This is a genomic window from Pseudomonas sp. PSB18 (assembly GCF_014596565.1).
Classification (GTDB): domain Bacteria; phylum Pseudomonadota; class Gammaproteobacteria; order Pseudomonadales; family Pseudomonadaceae; genus Aquipseudomonas.
This window is the reverse complement of sequence record NZ_NOIN01000004.1, coordinates 365654-385554: the sequence shown is the minus strand read 5'-3', so window position 1 is coordinate 385554 and position 19901 is coordinate 365654. Positions and strand designations below refer to the sequence as shown.

The 19901-nt window shown below is 61.4% G+C and carries 13 protein-coding genes; 7 read left to right on the top strand and 6 right to left on the bottom strand.

Annotated elements, in window-relative coordinates:
- Positions 1-50: 50 nt before the first annotated feature.
- The 4 genes from CGA22_RS12640 to glnA all read right to left on the bottom strand — a co-directional run bounded on the left by CGA22_RS12640 (position 51) and on the right by glnA (position 3462).
- Positions 51-671, bottom strand: coding sequence for a DUF4124 domain-containing protein (locus tag CGA22_RS12640; RefSeq protein WP_041024719.1), 621 nt, complete (start codon positions 669-671; stop codon positions 51-53).
- On the bottom strand, positions 668-1183 hold the full coding sequence (locus CGA22_RS12635) for a DUF4124 domain-containing protein (protein ID WP_041024720.1): 516 nt from the start codon (positions 1181-1183) through the stop codon (positions 668-670). The genes CGA22_RS12640 and CGA22_RS12635 overlap by 4 nt, the downstream gene beginning before the upstream one ends.
- 199 nt (positions 1184-1382) lie before the next feature.
- Positions 1383-1937 carry a chorismate mutase gene (locus CGA22_RS12630; protein WP_041024721.1) on the bottom strand — a complete coding sequence of 185 codons (555 nt, stop codon included), beginning with the start codon at positions 1935-1937 and terminating at the stop codon, positions 1383-1385.
- A 118-nt stretch (positions 1938-2055) separates the two neighbouring features.
- The gene (gene glnA / locus CGA22_RS12625; protein ID WP_041024722.1) at positions 2056-3462 is read right to left on the bottom strand and encodes a glutamate--ammonia ligase; all 1407 of its coding nucleotides are present in this window, start codon (positions 3460-3462) and stop codon (positions 2056-2058) included.
- 329 nt (positions 3463-3791) lie between these two features.
- On the opposite strand from glnA, the gene thiI reads away from it, so the two are divergent.
- Together thiI and typA are read left to right on the top strand one after the other, a co-directional pair.
- Positions 3792-5246 (top strand): tRNA uracil 4-sulfurtransferase ThiI, encoded by a 1455-nt coding sequence (thiI, locus tag CGA22_RS12620; protein WP_041024723.1) that lies wholly within the window; start codon positions 3792-3794, stop codon positions 5244-5246.
- 138 nt (positions 5247-5384) lie between these two features.
- Entirely contained in the window at positions 5385-7205 is a 1821-nt protein-coding gene (gene typA, locus CGA22_RS12615; RefSeq protein ID WP_041024724.1) for a translational GTPase TypA, read from the top strand.
- 169 nt (positions 7206-7374) lie between these two features.
- Here typA and CGA22_RS12610 read toward each other — a convergent pair whose 3' ends face one another.
- Complete coding sequence (locus CGA22_RS12610; RefSeq protein ID WP_024778075.1) at positions 7375-7812, bottom strand: YkgJ family cysteine cluster protein; 438 nt, start codon at positions 7810-7812, stop codon at positions 7375-7377.
- Positions 7813-8066: 254 nt separating this feature from the next.
- Between CGA22_RS12610 and CGA22_RS12605 the strand changes: the two genes are divergently transcribed.
- The 5 genes from CGA22_RS12605 to CGA22_RS12585 all read left to right on the top strand — a co-directional run bounded on the left by CGA22_RS12605 (position 8067) and on the right by CGA22_RS12585 (position 17681).
- Entirely contained in the window at positions 8067-10517 is a 2451-nt protein-coding gene (locus tag CGA22_RS12605; protein ID WP_041024725.1) for a glycogen/starch/alpha-glucan phosphorylase, read from the top strand.
- 319 nt (positions 10518-10836) lie between these two features.
- Positions 10837-14472 carry a DUF2339 domain-containing protein gene (locus tag CGA22_RS12600; protein ID WP_041024726.1) on the top strand — a complete coding sequence of 1212 codons (3636 nt, stop codon included), beginning with the start codon at positions 10837-10839 and terminating at the stop codon, positions 14470-14472.
- The gene (locus CGA22_RS12595) at positions 14469-15839 is read left to right on the top strand and encodes a DUF3999 domain-containing protein (RefSeq protein ID WP_041024727.1); all 1371 of its coding nucleotides are present in this window, start codon (positions 14469-14471) and stop codon (positions 15837-15839) included. Before CGA22_RS12600 ends, CGA22_RS12595 begins: the two co-directional genes overlap by 4 nt.
- Positions 15840-16070: 231 nt before the next feature.
- Positions 16071-17081 (top strand): class 1 fructose-bisphosphatase, encoded by a 1011-nt coding sequence (locus CGA22_RS12590; RefSeq protein ID WP_041024728.1) that lies wholly within the window; start codon positions 16071-16073, stop codon positions 17079-17081.
- A 3-nt stretch (positions 17082-17084) separates the two neighbouring features.
- Complete coding sequence (locus CGA22_RS12585; RefSeq protein WP_041024729.1) at positions 17085-17681, top strand: DUF924 family protein; 597 nt, start codon at positions 17085-17087, stop codon at positions 17679-17681.
- A gap of 105 nt (positions 17682-17786) precedes the next feature.
- Here the strand turns inward: CGA22_RS12585 and CGA22_RS12580 are convergent, their stop codons facing one another.
- Positions 17787-19679, bottom strand: a complete 1893-nt coding sequence (locus CGA22_RS12580; protein ID WP_218187544.1) for a methyl-accepting chemotaxis protein — start codon at positions 19677-19679, stop codon at positions 17787-17789.
- Between the last annotated feature and the right edge of the window lie 222 nt (positions 19680-19901).

Genomic DNA, 19901 nt, shown 5'->3' with positions numbered 1-19901 from the left:
GAGTAGTGGCGCAACGTTATGCACCAATATAGTGCATCGTCATGACGGCGTTAGAAGAATGGCAGGATGCTGCTTTCTTCTTCGGGTTTGTCGGCGAGGGGGCATTCGGGGCGCTGGCCATAGTCGGCGGTAGCGCAGGGTTTGATACGGCGCTTCTGCGCCAGCGACGTGCGCTGCATGTGGAAGGGCTGGTTGGCGGTGCGCTCGACGATGCGGTCTTGCTCATCGAGGATTTCCACCGCCAGGTGATGAGTGCCTCGATCGATGTTGTTCAAGGCAAACACCGGGCTTGGTCCTGGTTCGCCGGTGGGCCGGCCGTCGAGCAGCAGACGGTAGCGATGGCCCTTTTTCAGCCTCGGCTCACTGGTAGCGGTGACGATCAAGTCCCCCGCTGTGCTGCGTATCGTGGCATCCGGTTCCGGGATCAGCAGCCGCAGCATTTCGTAATGAAACAGGGGCGTGGGCTGCTCTGCGGAGGCCGGTGCCGAGGTGGTGGCGGCGGGCGCCGTGGTCATCCGGTTGCCCGGTGGCAGTTGGACCTTCTTCGCATTGCCGGGGCGCGGTTGATCGGTGAAGACACGATTGCCCTGGGCGTCGACGTAGGTATAGACCTGCGCTACCCCCGGGAAGGCGACCAGCGACAGGCACAGCACAAGCATCCAACGGATCATGGCCGGTGCACCCGCTGCACGGTAAAGGTGACGGTGTCGCTCTGTTGCACAAGGTGATCCCCGTCGATGACCTGGACCGCCAGACGATGCTCGCCCCGGTCGATGTTCACCAGTTGCAGGCGCGGCACGTTGGAGGGCTGGCCGTAGGGCTGGTCGTCCAGCAGCAGCCGGAACTGATGAGGGCTTTGCAGGCGCGGCTGCGCCCGGACGCCAACGGTGAAGGTGCCATTGTTGGCGCGCAGGGCTTCTTCGGTGGGGATGTCCGTCAGTTCGAGTATGTCGTAGGCCTTGCGCGGCGCCTCACTGTTGGCGGGGGTCGCCGGCGTGTCCGGGTTGCTTGGGGGTTGATGTTCGATGCTGTTGAGCGGCGGCAACTCCACCGTCTGTGCCGGTACGCCTTGGGGTGGCTGGTTGCTGTAGGCGGTATTGCCGTCGGCGTCGGTGTATTTGTAGATCTGGGCTGCTGCGGGCAGTGCCAGTAGCAACAAAACGCCAGGAAAGACACGACCCATAAAAATCGACCGGAAACTGAAAGTGTTGGATGCAGCATAGGACAAGGCGGCGATTGGCCCAACCCAGGGAGTTCAAACACTGAAGTCCCCTTGTGGGAGCGAGCCCTGCTCGCGATGGCGATCGCTCAGCAACATTGCTATTGCCTGACACACCGCTATCGCGAGCAGGCTCGCTCCCACAAGGGGGATGTGTATTGCCTCAGTTTTTGGCTATGCACAGTTCCGCAGTCGCCCGGATCAGGGCAAGCCGGTGCACCGGGTGCTGTTTGTCGTTGTGGGTGGCCCGGGCCAGCCATTGCGGGCACTGCGGGTCGGTACGGTAGGGAGCGAAATCGGCCAGTTGTTGCAAGAGGCGTTTTTGCAGTCGATCAAGCTGTGGGCGGATTTGCCCCACCAGGTCCGGGCGTGGGAGGTCCGGGGCCTTGCCTTCCAGGGTCCAGTCGGACAGGTCGATGTACTGCACCAGTTTGTTGGCTTCTATCTGGGCGCTGAAAAACGCTTCCACGGTTTCACCGGACAGCTTGTAGACCGGTGCCTGGGCGACGGCGGCGGCAATGACTTCTCGCTCGCGCTGACGGTCTTCTACCGGTTTATGGCTATCCCATTTGCTCAGTGCCACTTGGTCGGCGATGGCGATGCGTTCGCCAATGGCGTTAAGCAATGGCGTAAGGGCGTCCGGGGCGGGCGTGGCTTCGGCGGTGGTTGTCAGTAGCGCGGCAGAGAGGGCAAGGCCAAGTGTGAGGCGCAAGTTCATGAGCAGTCTCTTTTTGTCTGGGAGGCGGCGATCATCATGCACGTAACCTGCACCCACAAAAAAGGCCTCCCGAAGGAGGCCTCTCTTGTTTCACGCCGCGTGTGCGAGCGCTACTGGATCAGCAGCTGTAGTACAGCTCATATTCCAGTGGGTGTACGAAGGTGCGAACCTTGATTTCTTCTTCGCTTTTCAGTGCGATGTAAGCGTCGATGAAGTCATCGCTGAATACGCCGCCCTTGGTCAGGAACGCACGGCCCTTGTCTAGCTCTTCCAGGGCTTCTTTCAGGCTACCGCAAACCTGTGGGATTTCCTTGGCCTCTTCAGGCGGCAGGTCATACAGGTTTTTGTCGGCGGCATCGCCGGGGTGGATCTTGTTCTGGATACCGTCCAGACCGGCCATCATCAGTGCGGCGAAGGCCAGGTACGGGTTGGCAGCCGGATCCGGGAAGCGGGCTTCGATACGGCGGGCTTTAGGGCTGTTCACGTAAGGAATACGGATCGAGGCGGAACGGTTGCGAGCCGAGTAGGCCAGCATCACCGGAGCTTCGAAGCCTGGGACCAGACGCTTGTAGGAGTTGGTCGACGGGTTGGTGAAGCCGTTCAGGGCCTTACCGTGCTTGATGATACCGCCGATGAAGTACAGGGCGGTGTCCGACAGACCGGCATAGCCTTCGCCTGCGAAGGTGTTCTTGCCGTCCTTGGAGATCGACATGTGAACGTGCATGCCCGAACCGTTGTCGCCGTACAGTGGCTTCGGCATGAAGGTCGCGGTGCGGCCATAGGCATCGGCAACGTTGTGCACGACATACTTCAGGGTCTGGACTTCGTCAGCCTTGGCGACCAGCGTGTTGAACTTCACGCCGATTTCGTTCTGGCCGGCAGTCGCCACTTCGTGGTGGTGAACTTCGACGGTCTGGCCCATTTCTTCCAGTGCGTTGCACATGGAGGTACGGATTTCGTGGTCGAAGTCGAACGGTGGTACTGGGAAGTAGCCGCCTTTCACGCCCGGACGGTGGCCCTTGTTACCGCCTTCGATGTCCTGGTCGGACATCCACGAGCCTTGTTCGGAGAAGATCTTGAACATGGAGCCGGAGATGTCGGACTTGAACTTGACCGAATCGAAGATGAAGAACTCAGGCTCAGGACCGAAGAAAGCGGTGTCGCCGATACCGGTGGACTTCAGGTATTCCTCGGCACGGTGGGCAATGGCGCGTGGGTCGCGGTCATAGCCTTGCATGGTCGAAGGTTCGATGATGTCGCAGACCAGGATCAGGGTCGGCTCTTCGGTGAATGGGTCCAGGACGGCAGTTTCGTCGTCCGGCATCAGGATCATGTCGGACGCTTCGATGCCTTTCCAGCCAGAGATGGAGGAACCGTCGAACATCTTGCCGATTTCGAAGAAATCGTCATCCAGGGCATCACGGGCCGGCATGGTTACGTGATGTTGAGTGCCTTTGGTGTCAGTGAAGCGCAGATCAATCCACTTGACGTCATGATCTTTGATGAGTTGAACCGACTTCGACATATGTCCTCCGGGTGGCTTCGGGCGGGTAATGGTATGCCCGTAGATGTGAGTGATGCCGGCGCGAATACTCTGCCATGGCAACCTGCCTCACAAGGGAGCAAATTGCATGCCAGTGCCCCAGCTTGGGTTTTTTGCACCAAATCCACGCCTTTAGAGGGCCTGAACTACGGATTGTCAGACAATTACGCACTGTAATGTAGCGCAAAGGATGGTCGGCGACCCGTTTTGGTGCGCTCAAAACCATCTACACATTAATTGGTCAAACCTTGAGCAATTTCCGCTATAATCCGCGCCCCCCTTTTTCGGCTGGCCGTTCGCGCGCTGTTTTCATGAAACTAATCGTAAAAGTCTTCCCCGAAATCACCATCAAGAGCCGCCCGGTCCGGACGCGTTTCATCCGGCAGTTGGCCAAGAACATCCGTGCCGTGCTCCGTGATCTGGATCCGGTCGTGGTGGTGAATGGCGTGTGGGACAATCTCGAACTGGAAACCCGCGTCAGCGAACCCAGGATCCTGAAGGAAATGACGGAGCGGCTGACCTGCATGCCAGGCATCGCGCATTTCCTGCAGGTGGATGAATATCCGCTGGGGGATTTCGACGACATCGTCGCCAAATGCAAGCTGCATTATGGCGATGCGTTGGCGGGCAAGATTTTCTCGGTACGTTGCAAGCGCGCGGGCAAGCACCCGTTCAGCTCGATGGACGTGGACCGGTACGTCGGCAGCCAATTGCGCCAGCAGTGTGGCGCCGCCGGTATTTCGTTGAAAAACCCGCAAGTTGAAGTACGCATTGAAATACGCGACCAGCGGTTGTTCGTCATCCACAGCCAGCACAACGGCATCGGCGGGTATCCGCTGGGTGCCCTGGAGCAGACGCTGGTGCTGATGTCCGGCGGTTTCGACTCCACGGTCGCGGCCTACCAGATCATGCGGCGTGGCCTGATGAGCCATTTCTGCTTCTTCAACCTCGGCGGGCGTGCCCATGAGCTGGGTGTGATGGAAGTGGCGCACTTCATCTGGAAGAAGTACGGCAGCTCCCAGCGCGTGTTATTTGTGAGTGTGCCGTTCGAAGAAGTTCTGGGAGAAATCCTCGGCAAAGTCGATGACAGTCATATGGGCGTCATTTTGAAGCGTATGATGTTGCGTGCCGCGTCCAGCATCGCCGACCGCCTGCACATCGATGCGCTGGTTACCGGCGAGGCGATTTCCCAGGTATCGAGCCAGACGCTGCCGAACCTGTCGGTCATCGACTGCGTGACCGAAAAGCTCGTGTTGCGCCCGCTGATCGCCAGCCACAAGCAGGACATCATCGACACCGCCAACGCGATCGGCACTGCCGAATTTGCCCGGCACATGCCGGAGTACTGCGGGGTCATCTCGGTCAATCCGAAGACGGCCGCCAAGCGCGGGCGCGTGGAGCATGAAGAGAAAGAATTCGACATGGCGGTGCTCGAGCGTGCGCTCGAAAACGCCAGGCTGGTGCCGATCGATCGAGTGATCGACGAACTGGGCCAGGACATCAAGATTGAAGAAGTCGGCGAAGCGCTGGCCGGTCAGATCATCATCGACATCCGTCACCCGGATGACGCTGAAGACGACCCGTTGAGCGTCGCCGGTATCGAGGTACAAACGATGCCGTTCTATGCAGTGAACGCGCGTTTCAAGGAACTGGACCCTACTCGCCAGTACCTGCTGTATTGCGACAAAGGCGTGATGAGTCGCCTGCATGCCCACCATCTGCTCAGTGAGGGGCATGCCAATGTGCGCGTTTATCGACCGAGCTAAGTGCCCGGGGCTGTTTGCCTGTGGCCTGCGTCACCGGCCCCCCGACGCCGCCGACAAGCTGTAGCGGCTTTGTCGGACTCAACGTAAATCGCTGCCACGACCTGTCAGCACACCGAATCCTCTGATCGAGATACACAAGTGATCGAAAATCTACGCAACATCGCCATCATTGCCCACGTTGACCATGGTAAGACCACCCTGGTAGACAAACTCTTGCGTCAATCCGGCACCCTGGAGCGCAACGAGCTCAACGACGAGCGCGTGATGGACTCCAACGACCAGGAAAAAGAGCGTGGCATCACCATCCTGGCGAAAAACACCGCCATCAACTGGAACGGCTACCACATCAACATCGTGGACACCCCGGGCCACGCCGACTTCGGTGGTGAAGTAGAGCGCGTGATGTCGATGGTCGACTCCGTGCTGCTGCTGGTCGACGCCCAGGACGGCCCTATGCCGCAAACCCGCTTCGTGACCAAGAAAGCGTTCGAAGCCGGTCTCAAGCCGATCGTCGTGATCAACAAGGTCGACCGTCCGGGCGCGCGTCCTGACTGGGTTCTGGACCAGATCTTCGACCTGTTCGACAACCTGGGTGCCACCGACGAACAGTTGGACTTCAAAGTCGTCTACGCCTCGGCCCTGAACGGTATTGCCGGTCTGGACCACACCGACATGGCTGAAGACATGACCCCGCTGTACCAGTCGATCGTCGACAACGTACCGGCGCCGGATGTTGACCGTGACGGTCCGTTCCAGATGCAGATCTCGGCCCTGGACTACAACAGCTTCCTGGGTGTTATCGGCGTTGGCCGTATCGCTCGTGGTACCGTCAAACCGAACACTCCGGTCGTGGCCATTGGTGCCGACGGCAAGAAGCGTAACGGTCGTATCCTGAAGCTGATGGGCCACCACGGTCTGCACCGTGTGGATGTTGAAGAAGCAGCTGCTGGCGACATCGTTTGCATCAGCGGTATGGAAGCGCTGTTCATCTCCGACACCCTGTGCCACCCGGACACGGTCGAAGCGATGAAGCCGCTGACTGTTGATGAGCCAACCGTTTCCATGACTTTCCAGGTCAACGATTCGCCGTTCTGCGGTAAAGAAGGCAAGTTCGTGACTTCCCGCAACATCAAGGAACGTCTGGACAAAGAGCTGCTGTACAACGTTGCACTGCGCGTTGAAGAAGGTGACTCGGCCGACAAGTTCAAGGTTTCCGGTCGTGGTGAGCTGCACCTCTCGGTACTGATCGAAACCATGCGTCGCGAAGGCTTCGAAATGGCTGTAGGCCGTCCTGAAGTGATCATCCGTCTGGTTGACGGCGTGAAGCATGAACCGTTCGAAAACGTCACCATCGACCTGCCGGAAGAATCCCAGGGCAAGGTGATGGAAGAGATGGGCCTGCGTAAGGGCGACCTGACCAACATGGTGCCGGATGGCAAAGGCCGTGTTCGTCTGGAATACAACATCCCTGCTCGTGGTCTGATCGGTTTCCGTAACCAGTTCCTGACCCTGACCAACGGTGCTGGCATCCTGACCTCGATCTTCGATCGTTACGACGTGATGAAGTCCGGCGACATGTCCGGCCGTCAGAACGGCGTTCTGGTTTCGGTAGAAACCGGCAAGGCGCTGACCTACTCCCTGGAAACCCTCCAGGCGCGTGGCAAGCTGTTCGTCGAGCACGGCCAGGAAGTCTACGGTGGCCAGATCGTTGGTCTGAACAGCCGCGACAACGACCTGGGTGTCAACCCTACCAAGGGCAAGAAGCTCGACAACATGCGTGCTTCGGGTAAAGACGAAACCATCGCCCTGGTTCCACCTGTTCGCTTCACCCTGGAACAGGCCCTGGAATTCATCCAGGATGACGAGTTGTGCGAAGTGACGCCGAAGTCCATCCGTCTTCGCAAGAAGATCCTGGACGAAAGCGAGCGTACCCGCGCTGCCAAGAAAGCCAAGGCTTGATCGTCTAGCCCCGGCTGAATGAAAAACGCCCCCGGTTGCGAGACCGGGGGCGTTTTTTTATGCCTGGGATTTTGTGCTGGCTATTCGGGCCTCATCGCGAGCAGGCTCGCTCCCACAGGTTCAGCACCGTCCATGTGGGAGCGAGCCTGCTCGCGATAGCGTCAGCCGATCAAAACCGATCCAACGTCCGCGGATTACGCTCGCGCTCCACTTCCTTTGGCTTGTACGCGCAATACCCCGGCCGTGGGCCGACCCGCGGATGATTGCGGCAGGTGTCCGGGCGTTTCTCGTAAATGGTGCACAGGCGGCTCTTGCGGTCCAGATAAAGGCAATCGTTGTTGCTCATGCGCTGGAGGGTGAAGATCTCCGACTTCTGGTTGTAACGCTCGACGATCCCTTCCTTTTGCAGGCGCTTGGCGATGTTTTTCGGTGGGTCGCCCAGTTCGAATTCGTCGACGATGCCGATCCGGATCAGGTCCTTGATCTTGACCTCGACCGGGAGCGTGCAGCAGCTCGACACGCAGGAACCGCACATCGGGGCGGAATACTTGGCCCAGGTATCGAGTCGGTCGATCTCCGCGGCGGCGATCAGGTTGGGCTTCATCATCTAGGTGTACCAGCATGCATCAGGGCGCGCGATCATACCGGGACTGGTGAAATTTTGAACGACCATCCGCCGGTTTTTTTTCGTCCTGGCAAAACCCCGCCTTCGGCGGCACGGCCCCTGCATTCATTCGTCCATCGGCAATTCCCTGGCGGCAATTCTCCGTCACTGGGAGAAAAACCACCGAACCAAGAGCCTTTGCCTTCTGTCAGACCGTCTAGGCTCAGACAATTCCATGCTCGTTCGAGGTCTTATTCATGACTCAAGAACCACTTGTTCGCGAGGCCGAAGTGGCCGCATTTCGCGATGCCGTGTTGACCAAACTCACTTATGCCGTCGGCAAGGACCCGGATCATGCGTTTGATCACGATTGGTTCGAAGCCATTGCCCTTGCTGCCCGCGACCACATGGTCGAGCACTGGATGGACCACACGCGGCAGATCTATCGCAAAGGCCAGAAGCGGGTCTATTACCTCTCCCTGGAATTTCTCATCGGGCGTTTGCTCTACGACAGCCTGAGCAACCTCGGCCTGCTGGACACCGCCCGCGAAGCCTTGACCGAACTGGGTGTGGACCTGGAGCGCATCCGCCTGCTGGAGCCCGATGCGGCGCTGGGCAACGGCGGCCTCGGCCGGTTGGCGGCGTGCTTCATGGAAAGCATGTCGACCCTCGGTATCGCCGGCCATGGTTACGGCATTCGTTACGAGCACGGCCTGTTCCGCCAGGCGATCGTCGATGGCTGGCAACAGGAGCAGACCGAGCACTGGCTGGATTTCGGCAACCCCTGGGAGTTCGAACGGCCGGAAGTGGTCTACCCGATCGGATTCGGCGGTAGCGTCGAGACCGTCACCGACGAGACCGGCAAGACCCGGCAGGTCTGGTCTCCGGGTGAAACCGTGCGGGCCATTGCCTATGACACCCCGGTGGTGGGCTGGCGAGGGGCGAGCGTGAACACCCTGCGCCTATGGCGCGCCCGGGCCGTGGAAGACCTGCACCTGGAGCGCTTCAATGCCGGCGACCACCTCGGTGCCGTGGCCGAGGTCGCCCGGGCCGAAAGTATTTCCCGCGTGCTCTATCCGGCCGACAGCACCGAGGCTGGCCAGGAACTGCGCCTGCGCCAGGAGTATTTCTTCGTTGCCGCCTCGTTGCAGGACTTGCTGCGCCGTCATCGCAACATGCATACCTCGGTACTGACCCTGGGCGATCACGCAGCGATCCAGCTCAACGACACCCACCCGTCCATCGCCGTGGCCGAGCTGATGCGCCAATTGGTGGACGTCTACGACGTGGCCTGGGACGCCGCCTGGCAGATCACCCAGGACACGCTGTCGTACACCAACCACACGTTGCTGCCCGAAGCCCTGGAAACCTGGCCGGTGGGGTTGATGGAGCGCATGCTGCCCCGGCATATGCAGATCATCTACCTGATCAACGCCCAGCACATCGATTCGCTGCGGGCCAAGGGGGTGCACGATTTCGACGTGCTGCGCTCGGTGTCGCTGATCGAAGAAGACAACGGCCGTCGGGTGCGCATGGGCAACCTGGCGTTCCTCGGTTCCCACAGCGTCAACGGGGTGTCCGGGTTGCACACGCAACTGATGCGCAGCACGGTGTTTTCCGAGCTGCACAAGCTCTACCCGGAACGGATCAACAACAAGACCAACGGCGTCACCTTCCGCCGCTGGCTGTTCCAGGCCAACGCCGAACTGACCTCGATGATGGTCGATGCCCTGGGCCCGAGCGTGCTCGACAACCCCGAGGAGCGCCTGATCGAGCTGGAGCCGTTCGCCGATAAGCAGGCCTTCCGCAAGCAGTTCGCCGAACAGCGGCTGCACAGCAAGAAAGCCCTGGCCTACCTGATCCACGAGCGATTGGGCATTGCCGTGAACCCGGCGGCGATGTTCGACGTGCAGGTCAAGCGGATCCACGAGTACAAACGCCAACTGCTCAACCTGATGCACACCGTGGCGCTGTACCAGGCAATTCGCGCCGAGCCGGAAGTGGACTGGGTGCCGCGGGTGAAAATCTTCGCCGGCAAGGCCGCCGCCAGCTACCACCAGGCCAAGCTGATCATCAAGTTGACCAACGACATCGCCCGGGTGGTGAATAACGACCCGACCGTGCGTGGCCTGCTCAAGGTGGTGTTCCTGCCCAACTACAACGTCAGCCTGGCCGAAAGCATCATCCCGGCGGCGGACCTGTCGGAGCAGATCTCCACGGCCGGTTTCGAGGCGTCGGGCACCAGTAACATGAAGTTCGGCCTCAACGGCGCGCTGACCATCGGCACCATGGATGGCGCCAACGTGGAAATGCATGAGCGGGTAGGGGGTGAGCATATGTTCATCTTCGGCCTGACAGCCGAGCAGGTGGAAGCGCGCAAGCGCAACGGTGAATTCAGCGCCGCGCCGGACATTGCTGCATCCCATCGCCTCAGCGATGTGTTGCAGGCGATTCGCGGCGGGGTGTTCTCGCCGGACGATCCGATGCGCTACACCGGCCTGGTGGATTCGCTGGTGGACTATGACCGCTTCCTGGTCTGCGCCGATTTCGATGCCTACTGGGCCGCCCAGGCCAGGGTCGAGGAGCGCTGGCACGATTCCAAGCAGTGGTGGCGTTCGGCGGTGCTCAACACCGCGCGCATGGGCTGGTTCTCCTCCGACCGGACCATCCGCGAGTACGCCACCGACATCTGGAAAGCCCTCGACTAGCATTTGCTGTAAGAAATGTGAGCGAAGCCCAACGGCAAGTGGGCTTCGTCGATATACTGAGCGCCAGTTTTGCCGGGCTGTGTGCCGGACTCAGGACTGGAAGCCCTCATGACCCATGTGGGAGCGAGCCCTGTGGGAGCCAAGCTTGCTCGCGATGGAGTCGACACGGTTCAACTGCAAACCGCGTCATCGTTCATCGCGAGCAAGCTCCGCTCCCACAGAGCCCGCTCCCACAAAGGGTTGTGTGGTTTCCACTAGACTGAGCCAGGCACCGCATCACCCGGTCACGCCCGCAATGGGCCGCTCAGGGATATCAACCATGCAATGGATTTTGACGCTGTTGGGCCTGGCAATCGGCTGGGTGGTGGATGAGTCGTTCGCCGATGCGCTGATAGGTGCGTTGTCGGGGCTTGGCATCGCCCTGGTCTTGCGGTTGCGTCGCCTTGGGGCCCAGGCCGACAAACAACAGAGTCTGCTGGAAGCGGCCCAGCAAGACCTGCTGACCCTGGAAGCACGTCTCGCCGTGCTTGAGCGCGGTACGGTATTGGCGCCGAGCGCACCGGCGTCCGCACCCATACCCGCACCCGAAATCGTGGTGGCCCAGGCTCCGAAACCCGAAGCCCGAAGCGAGGCAGAGCCCGAGCCGGAGTTGGTCTGGGAACTACCGCCCGACCTGGCACCGGCCCCTGCGATGGTCACCCAGGCCAGTCAGCCGCTTCCCGACGATATCTGGACCCCCACGCCAGTCACCTCACGGCGCGAGGCCCGCGCAGCGGAGCCCCTGGAACCGATTGTTACGCCGCCTACGCCTCGTGGCCCCGGTTTCATCGAGCGTGCCGTGGCCGGTGCGCGTAACTGGCTGTTCGGTGGCAATACCGTATTGCGGGTTGGCGTGCTGCTGTTGTTCCTCGGCCTGGCGTTTCTGCTGCGTTATGCCACTGAAGGCATGGTGGTGCCGATCGAGCTGCGTTACGCCGGTGTCGCGGCCAGTGCGTTGGGCTTGCTGGGCCTGGGCTGGTGGTTGCGCCAGCGCAACAACAGTTATGCGCTGATGCTCCAGGGCACCGGCATCGCAGTGTTGTACCTGACGGTATTCGCGGCCATGCGCCTGCACCCGCTGCTCGATTCCAAGGCTGCGTTGGGGTTGCTGGTGGCGGTCACGGTGTTCTCGGCGATCCTGGCGGTGACCCAGAACGCCCTCGGGCTGGCCGCTGCCGCCGCGCTGGGGGGCTTTGCCGCGCCGATCCTGACCTCCACCGGCAGCGGTAACCATGTCGCGCTGTTCAGCTATTTCATCCTGCTCAATACCGGCATTCTCGCGATTGCCTGGTTCAAGGCCTGGCGCCTGCTCAACCTGATCGGTTTTGTCGGTACCTTCGGCATCGGTATCGCCTGGGGCCTGCGTTCATACACGCCGGCACTGTTCTTCAGCACCGAGCCGTTCCTGATCGTCTTCTTCCTCATGTACCTGGCGATTGGCTTGCTGTTCACCCGGCGCAAACTGCTGGAGATGAGCGACGCTCCCGAGGATGACAGCCGTGAAGCGCTGCTGCGCTGGTCGGCGCGCAAGGGCGATTATGTGGACGGCACGATGCTGTTCGGCCCGCCGCTGGTGGGCTTCGGCTTGCAACTCACGCTGGTGATGTTCCTGGATCTGGCCGCAGCGTTCAGTGCCTTGTTCCTGGGCATGATTTACATGGGCCTGGCCCGTGTATTGATGAGGGGACGCGCCCTGTTGTTGGCCGAAACCTGCCTGGCGCTGGGGGTGATTTTTACCAGCCTGGCGATCCCTCTGGGCCTCGACGCCCGTTGGACCACGGCGGCATGGGCGGTGGAAGGCGCGGGGATTTTCTGGCTGGGGCTGCGTCAGCAGCGACCATTGGCGCGTGCGTTTGCCTTGTTGCTGCAGCTGGGCGCGGCGCGGGCTTTCTTCGGCGAGTTGCAGATCGGCCAGAGCAGCCTGCTCCAGGGCGCCCCATTGGGGGCGTTGATGCTGGGCGCCGCGTTGCTGTTCAGCTTCTATCAATTGCGCAAGGCGGCGCCCGGGCACATCGCGAATTGGGAACGTCAGGTGCAGCCGGTGCTGGCGGTGTTGGGCCTGGGCTCGCTCTATCTGCTGGCGCCGATGTTCTTCTTCACCCACGGTACCGCCATCGCCTGGGCGCTGGCCGGTCTGGTGACGCTGTTTGTCGGCCTGCGCCTGCAATCGCGCAGCTTCCTGTTTACGGCATTCGGTGTGCAACTGTTGGGGGGCGCGCTGTTCCTGATGCGTTTGCGCGGTGCTGACGGAGATTCGGCGGCGGTGTTCGCCGCCGGCTGGAGCGGCTTGCTCAGTGCCTCGTTGATCGGCCTGGCCTTGATTGGCGGCATGTTGCTGGCCGCCCGCGACGAAATGGTGCGCAACGACGTTCGGTTGCTGCGTGGCCTGTCGGTGGTGTTGCTGGCGGGGCTGGCCTTGATCAACCTCGCCGTGCTGTTCGTCCTGCCCTGGCAAACCGCGAGCGGCGTGTGGGCCGCCAGTGGCCTGTTGATCATCTGGTTGAGCCTGTATCTGAAACAACGCATGAGTTTTATATTCGGCCTGCTCCTGCAATTGCTGGGCGGGGCGGCCTTCCTGATGGCGGGGCCGGCCTTGCTGGGACCGCTCGACAGTGAAGGTCTGCGGCCTTTGGCCCACAGTGGCTTCTGGACGCCGATGGTGCTGGGGTTGGCGGCGCTGGTGGGGGCGTGGCGTCTGCAGCGGGGTCATCCGGCCGCGGTATTCGATGTCTTGAGTTTGCAGCGGTTGTCCGAGCTGTTGTTGGTCTGGGGCGCGGGTTGGTGGGCACTGACGTGGGTCAGCGAAGTGCTGCGCTTTGCCCCGGCCCATTTGCAGGGCGGCTTGCTGCTGATTGTCGCGGCCCTCAGTGTCGCGGTGTGGGCGATTCTGGCGCTGCGCTTGCAGTGGCCGGCGCTGGGGTTGTTGTGCACCTTGCTGATTCCCGCGGCGGGCTGTGTGCTGGTCGCGACCTGGCACAGCCGTTATCACCCGGCGGCGGATTTCGGCTGGCTGGCCTGGCTGATCCTGTTCGCTGTGCATTTCCTGTCGCTCAAGCGCCTGGCCTCGATGCTCCCGGAGCCGGTTCGCAGCACCGCCCATGTGCTCGGTTGCTGGTTGCTGATCGGTGTGTTGGCGCTGGAGCTGCGTTATGGCCTGTTGCTGTTGTCCGAGCAATACAACGCCTGGCGCTGGCTGGGTTGGGCGATCCTGCCGAGCCTGTACCTGGTGCTGATGGCCGCGCCGCGGGCCTGGCCATGGCCAGTATCGGCCCAACCGCGGGAGTACCGCGTCTACGCGGCGGCGCCCCTGGCTCTGTTGATGCTGGGGTGGTTCTGGCTGGCCAACACTTTCAGCAATGGCATCGCCGAGCCGTTGCCGTATGTGCCGCTGCTCAACCCATTGGAGCTGGGCCTGTTGTTTGCCTTGTTCGGTGTCTACGTATGGGCCCGTAGCGCGCTGGCGCAATTGGCGATCCGTTGGGCCCATGCCGAGCACGTCGCCCAGTTGATCGCCGGGGTCTCGCTGTTCGCGTTCTTCACCGCCCTGGTGATGCGCAGCGCCCACCATTGGCTGGACGTGCCGTTCGAACTCGATGCGCTGCTCGAATCCATGTTCGTGCAGGCCGGGTTGTCCCTGGTCTGGACCCTGATCGCCCTGGGCCTGATGATCGGCGGGCACCTGCGGCATCGCCGCGAGGTGTGGCTGGTCGGTGCGGCGCTGATTGCCGTGGTGGTGGCCAAGCTGTTCTTTGTCGAATTGAGTAACCGTGGTGGTCTGGCGCGGATCGTGTCGTTTATCGGCGTGGGTGTATTGCTGCTGGTGGTGGGTTACTTCGCACCGCTGCCGCCCAAACGGCCGGAAACGGTTCCAGAGGCCGAGCCGCCGATGCCTGTCAGTGAGGGAGTGTCATCTTGAGTCGCAAGTTGAGTCGGATCGGCCTGGGTGTGGTCGGATTGTGGGTGGCATTGTCGGCTACGGCCCAGGAAAAACCGGCGGACTTCACCCATCAGGTGCCGTTGACCTTGATTGGTGAAGGGCCGTGGTATCGCCTGCCGTTGCCGCTGGAGGTCCAGTTGCAAGCGCGGCAAACCGACCTGAGCGACCTGCGGGTCTTCAACGCGGCCGGGCAGCCCCAGGCGTATGCGCTGGTCCGCGAGACGGCGCAGAGCCGGGAACAGCGCACCGTCACCGACGTGAAATGGTTCCCGTTGTACAACGCGGCCGATGACAACGAGCGCGCGCCCAGCGTGCGGGTGCAGTCGAACGCCAACGGTACGCTGGTGGAAGTCCAGCCGGCCAGTCGTCTCGAGGCGGGGGAAGAGGCGTTGCGCGGCTGGCTGCTGGACGCCAGTGCGATCAAGGCACCCTTGCAGCAGTTGATCCTCGACTGGACCAGCGAACGCGACGGCTTCCAGCGGTTTACCATCGAAGCCAGCGACGACCTGCAGAACTGGCAGGCGTGGGGCGAAGGGCAGGTGGCGCGCCTGACCTTTGCCGATGAGCGGGTCGAGCAGCATGAAGTGAACCTGCCAGGACAGTCGGCGCGTTACCTGCGGCTGTTGTGGGATTCGCCGTCTTCCGCGCCGGTACTGACTTCAGCGCAGTTGCAGAGCGCCAGTCGCGAAAGCCTGCCGTTGCCACTGGCCTGGTCGCAGCCGTTGGCCGGCAGCACCACGAAGGCCGGTGAATACACCTGGCAGTTGCCCATGGGGCTGAATATCGAAGAGGTGCAGGTCGAGCTGAACCAGGCCAACAGCCTGGCACCGGTGAGCCTGGCCGGGCGCCGTGAGAGCAGTCATCCGTGGCAGCCGATGGGCAATGGTTTGCTGTATCGGCTGACTCAGAATGGCCAGGACGTGGTGCAGAACCAACTGCAGTTGTCCGGCCAGACCGTCCAGCAATTGAAGCTGACGGTGGACGAGCGCGGCGGCGGTCTTGGTACCGAAGCGCCGGCCCTGCGCTTTGCCGTGCGCCCGACCCAGGTGGTGTTCCTCGCGCGTGGCGAAGGGCCCTACAGCTTGGCGCTGGGCAGCGCGACGGTGAAGGCGGCCAGCTTGCCACTGACGACGCTGGTGCCCGATTACCGTCCTTCGCGCCTGGCGACCCTGGGTGCGGCGACGGTGAATGGAGCCACAACCTCGACGCCGGCGGCCGAGACGGCACCGGCCGTGGTCGGGACCAACTGGAAGAAAATCGGCCTGTGGGCGGTGCTGGTGCTCAGCGTGCTGTTCCTCGGCTCGATGGCCTTCAGCCTGCTGCGCAAGCCGCCGGTTAAATCCTGAGCCGATGGCATCTCGTAGGAGCTGGCGAAGCCTGCGATCTTTTTGAGGCTCAAGTGGCAGAGAAAAGATCGCAGCCTCGCTTCGCTCGGCAGCTCCTACACCGCTCCCGATCACACCGGGTGGGGCGGGATGTGAACTCAATCCTCCATTCCCCGTCTCATAGGAGGAATTAAGTCCCGACTCGCGCTAAACTGCGCAGGTTTTTCCGCCCCCTATTCTTCGGAGCCGTCCATGTCTCGCGTTACCTTGAGTCGCTATTTGATTGAGCAGACCCGCAGCAACAATACCCCTGCCGATCTGCGCTTTTTGATCGAAGTGGTGGCGCGTGCCTGCAAGGAAATCAGCCACGCCGTATCCAAAGGCGCGCTGGGTGGTGTCCTGGGCAGCATGGGCACCGAAAACGTGCAAGGCGAAGTGCAGAAGAAACTCGACGTGATTTCCAACGAGATCCTGCTCGAAGCCAATGAATGGGGCGGTCACCTGGCCGGCATGGCGTCCGAGGAAATGGACAATGCCTACCAGATCCCGGGCAAATACCCCAAGGGTGCCTACCTGCTGGTATTCGACCCACTGGACGGTTCGTCGAACATCGACATCAACGCCCCGGTCGGCACCATCTTCTCGGTATTGCGTTGCCCGAACGAGTACCTGAGCCAGAACGAAGCCTTGAACGAAAAGGCTTTCCTGCAGCCAGGCACCCAGCAAGTGGCCGCCGGCTATGCCATCTACGGCCCGCAAACCATGCTGGTACTGACCCTGGGCGACGGCGTGAAGGGCTTCACCCTGGACCGTGAAATGGGCAGCTTCGTGCTGACCCACGAGAACATCACCATTCCTGAAACCACCCAGGAATTCGCCATCAACATGTCCAACCAGCGCCACTGGGAAGCCCCGGTACAGCGCTACGTCGGCGAGTTGCTGGCCGGTGAAGAAGGTCCGTTGAAAAAGAACTACAACATGCGCTGGGTGGCCGCGATGGTTGCCGATGTCCACCGCATCCTGAACCGCGGCGGCCTGTTCATGTACCCACGGGACAGTCGTGAGCCGACCAAACCGGGCAAACTGCGCCTGATGTACGAAGCCAATCCGATGTCGTTCCTGGTGGAGCAGGCCGGCGGCGCATCCACCGACGGCCATCAGCGCATCCTCGATATCCAGCCTGAAGGCCTGCACCAGCGCGTGGCGGTGTTCCTCGGCTCGAAGGAAGAAGTGGCCCGCGCCACGGCCTACCACAAGGAATAAATCATGGCCGAGCCTTGGCAGCCGTTACTCGATTGGTGGTTTGGTTCAGCCGAGACACCGGACGAAATAGCGGCTGAAAAGAACAAGCTGTGGTTCGGCAAACACCATGATCGCCAGGCGCGCGAGCGTTTTGGCGATCAGGTCGATCAGGCCCTGGCCGGCGGATTGACCGACTGGGCGCAACGCCCGGAAGGTTGGCTGGCCCTGGTGGTGCTGCTCGATCAGTTCCCGCGGATGATTTTTCGCGACACACCCAAGGCCTTCTCCGGCGATCTTCGCGCCCAAGCGTTGGTGGCCCAGGGGCTGGCGGCGGGTTTCGACCGGCAGCTCAAGCCCATCCAGCGCGTATTCATCTACCTGGTGCTCGAGCACTGCGAAAACCTCGCCGTGCAGAATGAGGCCGTGTCCCGGTTTATCGACCTGGTTCGAGAGCAGCCGGAAGCGGATCGGGCGGTGTTCGAAAGCAATCTGGACTATGCCGAGCGGCATCAGAAAATCATTGCCCGGTTTGGACGGTTCCCCCATCGCAACGGGGTGTTGGGGCGGGAGTCTACGGCTGAGGAAGTGGAGTTTTTGAAGGGGCCCAGGTCCAGATTCTGATTTTTCGATATAGCTAATGCCGTCATCACGAGCCTGCTCGCCCCCACGTTGGAATGCATATCCCTTGTGGGAGCGAGCCTGCTCGCGATAGGGCCCGCAAGAGCACTAGATTCTGAAGCTGCCCACCAACTGCTTCAACCGCGCCGCCTGCTGCTCAAGGTCGGCACAAGCCCGTAACGTGGCTTGCAGGTTTTCCACGCCTTCCTGGTTCAGCGTATTGATCTCGGTGATGTCGACGTTGATCGACTCCACCACGGCGGTCTGCTCTTCGGTGGCGGTGGCCACGGACTGGTTCATGCCGTCGATCTCACCGATGCGCTGGGTCACGCTGCCCAGGCGCTCGCCGGCCTGGTTGGCGATACCGACGCTGCTCTCGCTCTGGCGTTGGCTGTCGGTCATGGTCAGCACTGCTTCCCGTGCGCCAACTTGCAACTCTTCGATCATTTTCTGCACTTGCTGCGCCGAGTCCTGGGTGCGGTGGGCCAGGTTGCGCACCTCATCGGCCACCACGGCGAAGCCACGCCCGGCTTCACCCGCGCGGGCCGCTTCGATGGCGGCGTTCAGGGCGAGCAGGTTGGTCTGCTGGGAAATGCTGGTGATGACCTCGAGGATCTGGCCGATGTTCACCGTATTGCTGTTCAGGGTTTCGATGTTGCCACAGGAATCGCTGATCTTGGCCGACAGTTGTTGCATGGCGGTGATGGTTTTATCCACCACCTGTTGACCGTCTTCGGCCAGGTTACGGGCTTCGCTGGAGTGTTGCGAGGCGAGGGCGGCGTTCTGGGCGATCTCCTGGGCGGCGGCGCCGAGCTGGTTGATGGCCGCGGCCACGCTGCTGGTGCGTGAGGCTTGCTGGTCGGAATTGAACATCGACGAGTTGGAGGCGCTGACTACACGCAGTGCCACTTCATTGACCTGGCCGGTGGCCGAGGCCACTTCACGGATCGAGGTGTGGATGCGCTCGACAAAACGGTTGAAGGAGGTACCCAGGGCGCCGAACTCATCCTGGCCATGAATGGTCAGGCGTCGGGTCAGGTCGCCTTCACCTTCGGCAATGTCATGCATCGCACGACCCATGGTCAGCAGCGGTTGCATCAGCACGCGGATCAACATGCCCAGCAGGGTGATGATGAACACTACGGCAATGACCATGGCGATCAGCGCCGAGGTACGGAACTCGCTGAGCATGGCCAGCGCCGTGTCCTTGTCGAGCACCAGTGCCACGTACCAATCGGCTCCTGGCACGCCGTTGACCCGGGTGAAGGAAATGAACTGGGTCTTGCCGTCGAGTTCGACTTCCTTCATGCCCGGGCTGACCTGCGGTGCCCCGTTGGGGTAGGCCTCGGCCAGGGTCTTGAGGATGCGTTTGCTGTCGGGATGGATCAGGATCTTGCCGTCGGCGCTGACGATGAATGCATGGCCGTGGCCGCCGAAGTTCAGCGAGTTGATGATGGCGCTGACGCTCGACAAGTCGATGTCCGCACCCGCCACGCCGATCATCTGGTTCTGACGCTGTACCGGGGTCGCGACGGTGATCACCAGTTTGCCCGAGGAGGCGGCAATATACGGTTCGGTGACGATGGTTTGCTGTGCGCTGTTGGCGGCCTTGTACCAGCCACGGGCGCGAGGATCGTAGTCGGCGGCGCGATTCCCGGCCGGCACCGAGAACATCACGCCGTCGACGCCCCCGAAGTAGCTGAGCTGGAAGTTGCCGGTATAGGCGGGCAGGTCGATGGCACGCTTGAGGCTGGCGGCGCTGTTACCGTCGACGGCGATCTGCTGGGCCAGCGATTGCAGTAATTGGATACGACCTTCGACCCACGTCTGGATATTACGGCTGGTCAGGTTGCCGAGTTCCTGCATCGAAGTTTCGGTGCTGTTGTGCAGGCTTTGACGCTGACGGTAGTCGTTAAACAGGATGAAACAGGCGAACGCAACGGCTACCACAAGGGCTGCGGCCAGCAGGATTTTGTGGCTGAATTTCATGTTTCTGGTCATTAAGAACGCTACCGCACAGGAGCTGGTCAGGAAGGGGCGTCAATTTGCCATAAGGCAGGGGTTCGCGCTGTTCTTTTTATCGGCCCGCAAGCGCCAGGGTTCAGGGGCCAAGGGCGCAAACCCGACGAAATGCACGATGCAGTCACAAACTGGTTGATTTACCGACGAAATACCCGCTTTTGACCCAATAAATACCGGGGTTGCCGGGGAACCAGATAGGGG

Coding starts and splice junctions, on each gene's coding strand:
- CGA22_RS12640 (WP_041024719.1), bottom strand. CDS start 671: ATGATCCGTTGGATGCTTGTGCTGTGCCTGTCGCTGGTCGCCTTCCCG.
- CGA22_RS12635 (WP_041024720.1), bottom strand. CDS start 1,183: ATGGGTCGTGTCTTTCCTGGCGTTTTGTTGCTACTGGCACTGCCCGCA.
- CGA22_RS12630 (WP_041024721.1), bottom strand. CDS start 1,937: ATGAACTTGCGCCTCACACTTGGCCTTGCCCTCTCTGCCGCGCTACTG.
- glnA (WP_041024722.1), bottom strand. CDS start 3,462: ATGTCGAAGTCGGTTCAACTCATCAAAGATCATGACGTCAAGTGGATT.
- thiI (WP_041024723.1), top strand. CDS start 3,792: ATGAAACTAATCGTAAAAGTCTTCCCCGAAATCACCATCAAGAGCCGC.
- CGA22_RS12610 (WP_024778075.1), bottom strand. CDS start 7,812: ATGATGAAGCCCAACCTGATCGCCGCCGCGGAGATCGACCGACTCGAT.
- CGA22_RS12605 (WP_041024725.1), top strand. CDS start 8,067: ATGACTCAAGAACCACTTGTTCGCGAGGCCGAAGTGGCCGCATTTCGC.
- CGA22_RS12600 (WP_041024726.1), top strand. CDS start 10,837: ATGCAATGGATTTTGACGCTGTTGGGCCTGGCAATCGGCTGGGTGGTG.
- CGA22_RS12590 (WP_041024728.1), top strand. CDS start 16,071: ATGTCTCGCGTTACCTTGAGTCGCTATTTGATTGAGCAGACCCGCAGC.
- CGA22_RS12585 (WP_041024729.1), top strand. CDS start 17,085: ATGGCCGAGCCTTGGCAGCCGTTACTCGATTGGTGGTTTGGTTCAGCC.
- CGA22_RS12580 (WP_218187544.1), bottom strand. CDS start 19,679: ATGACCAGAAACATGAAATTCAGCCACAAAATCCTGCTGGCCGCAGCC.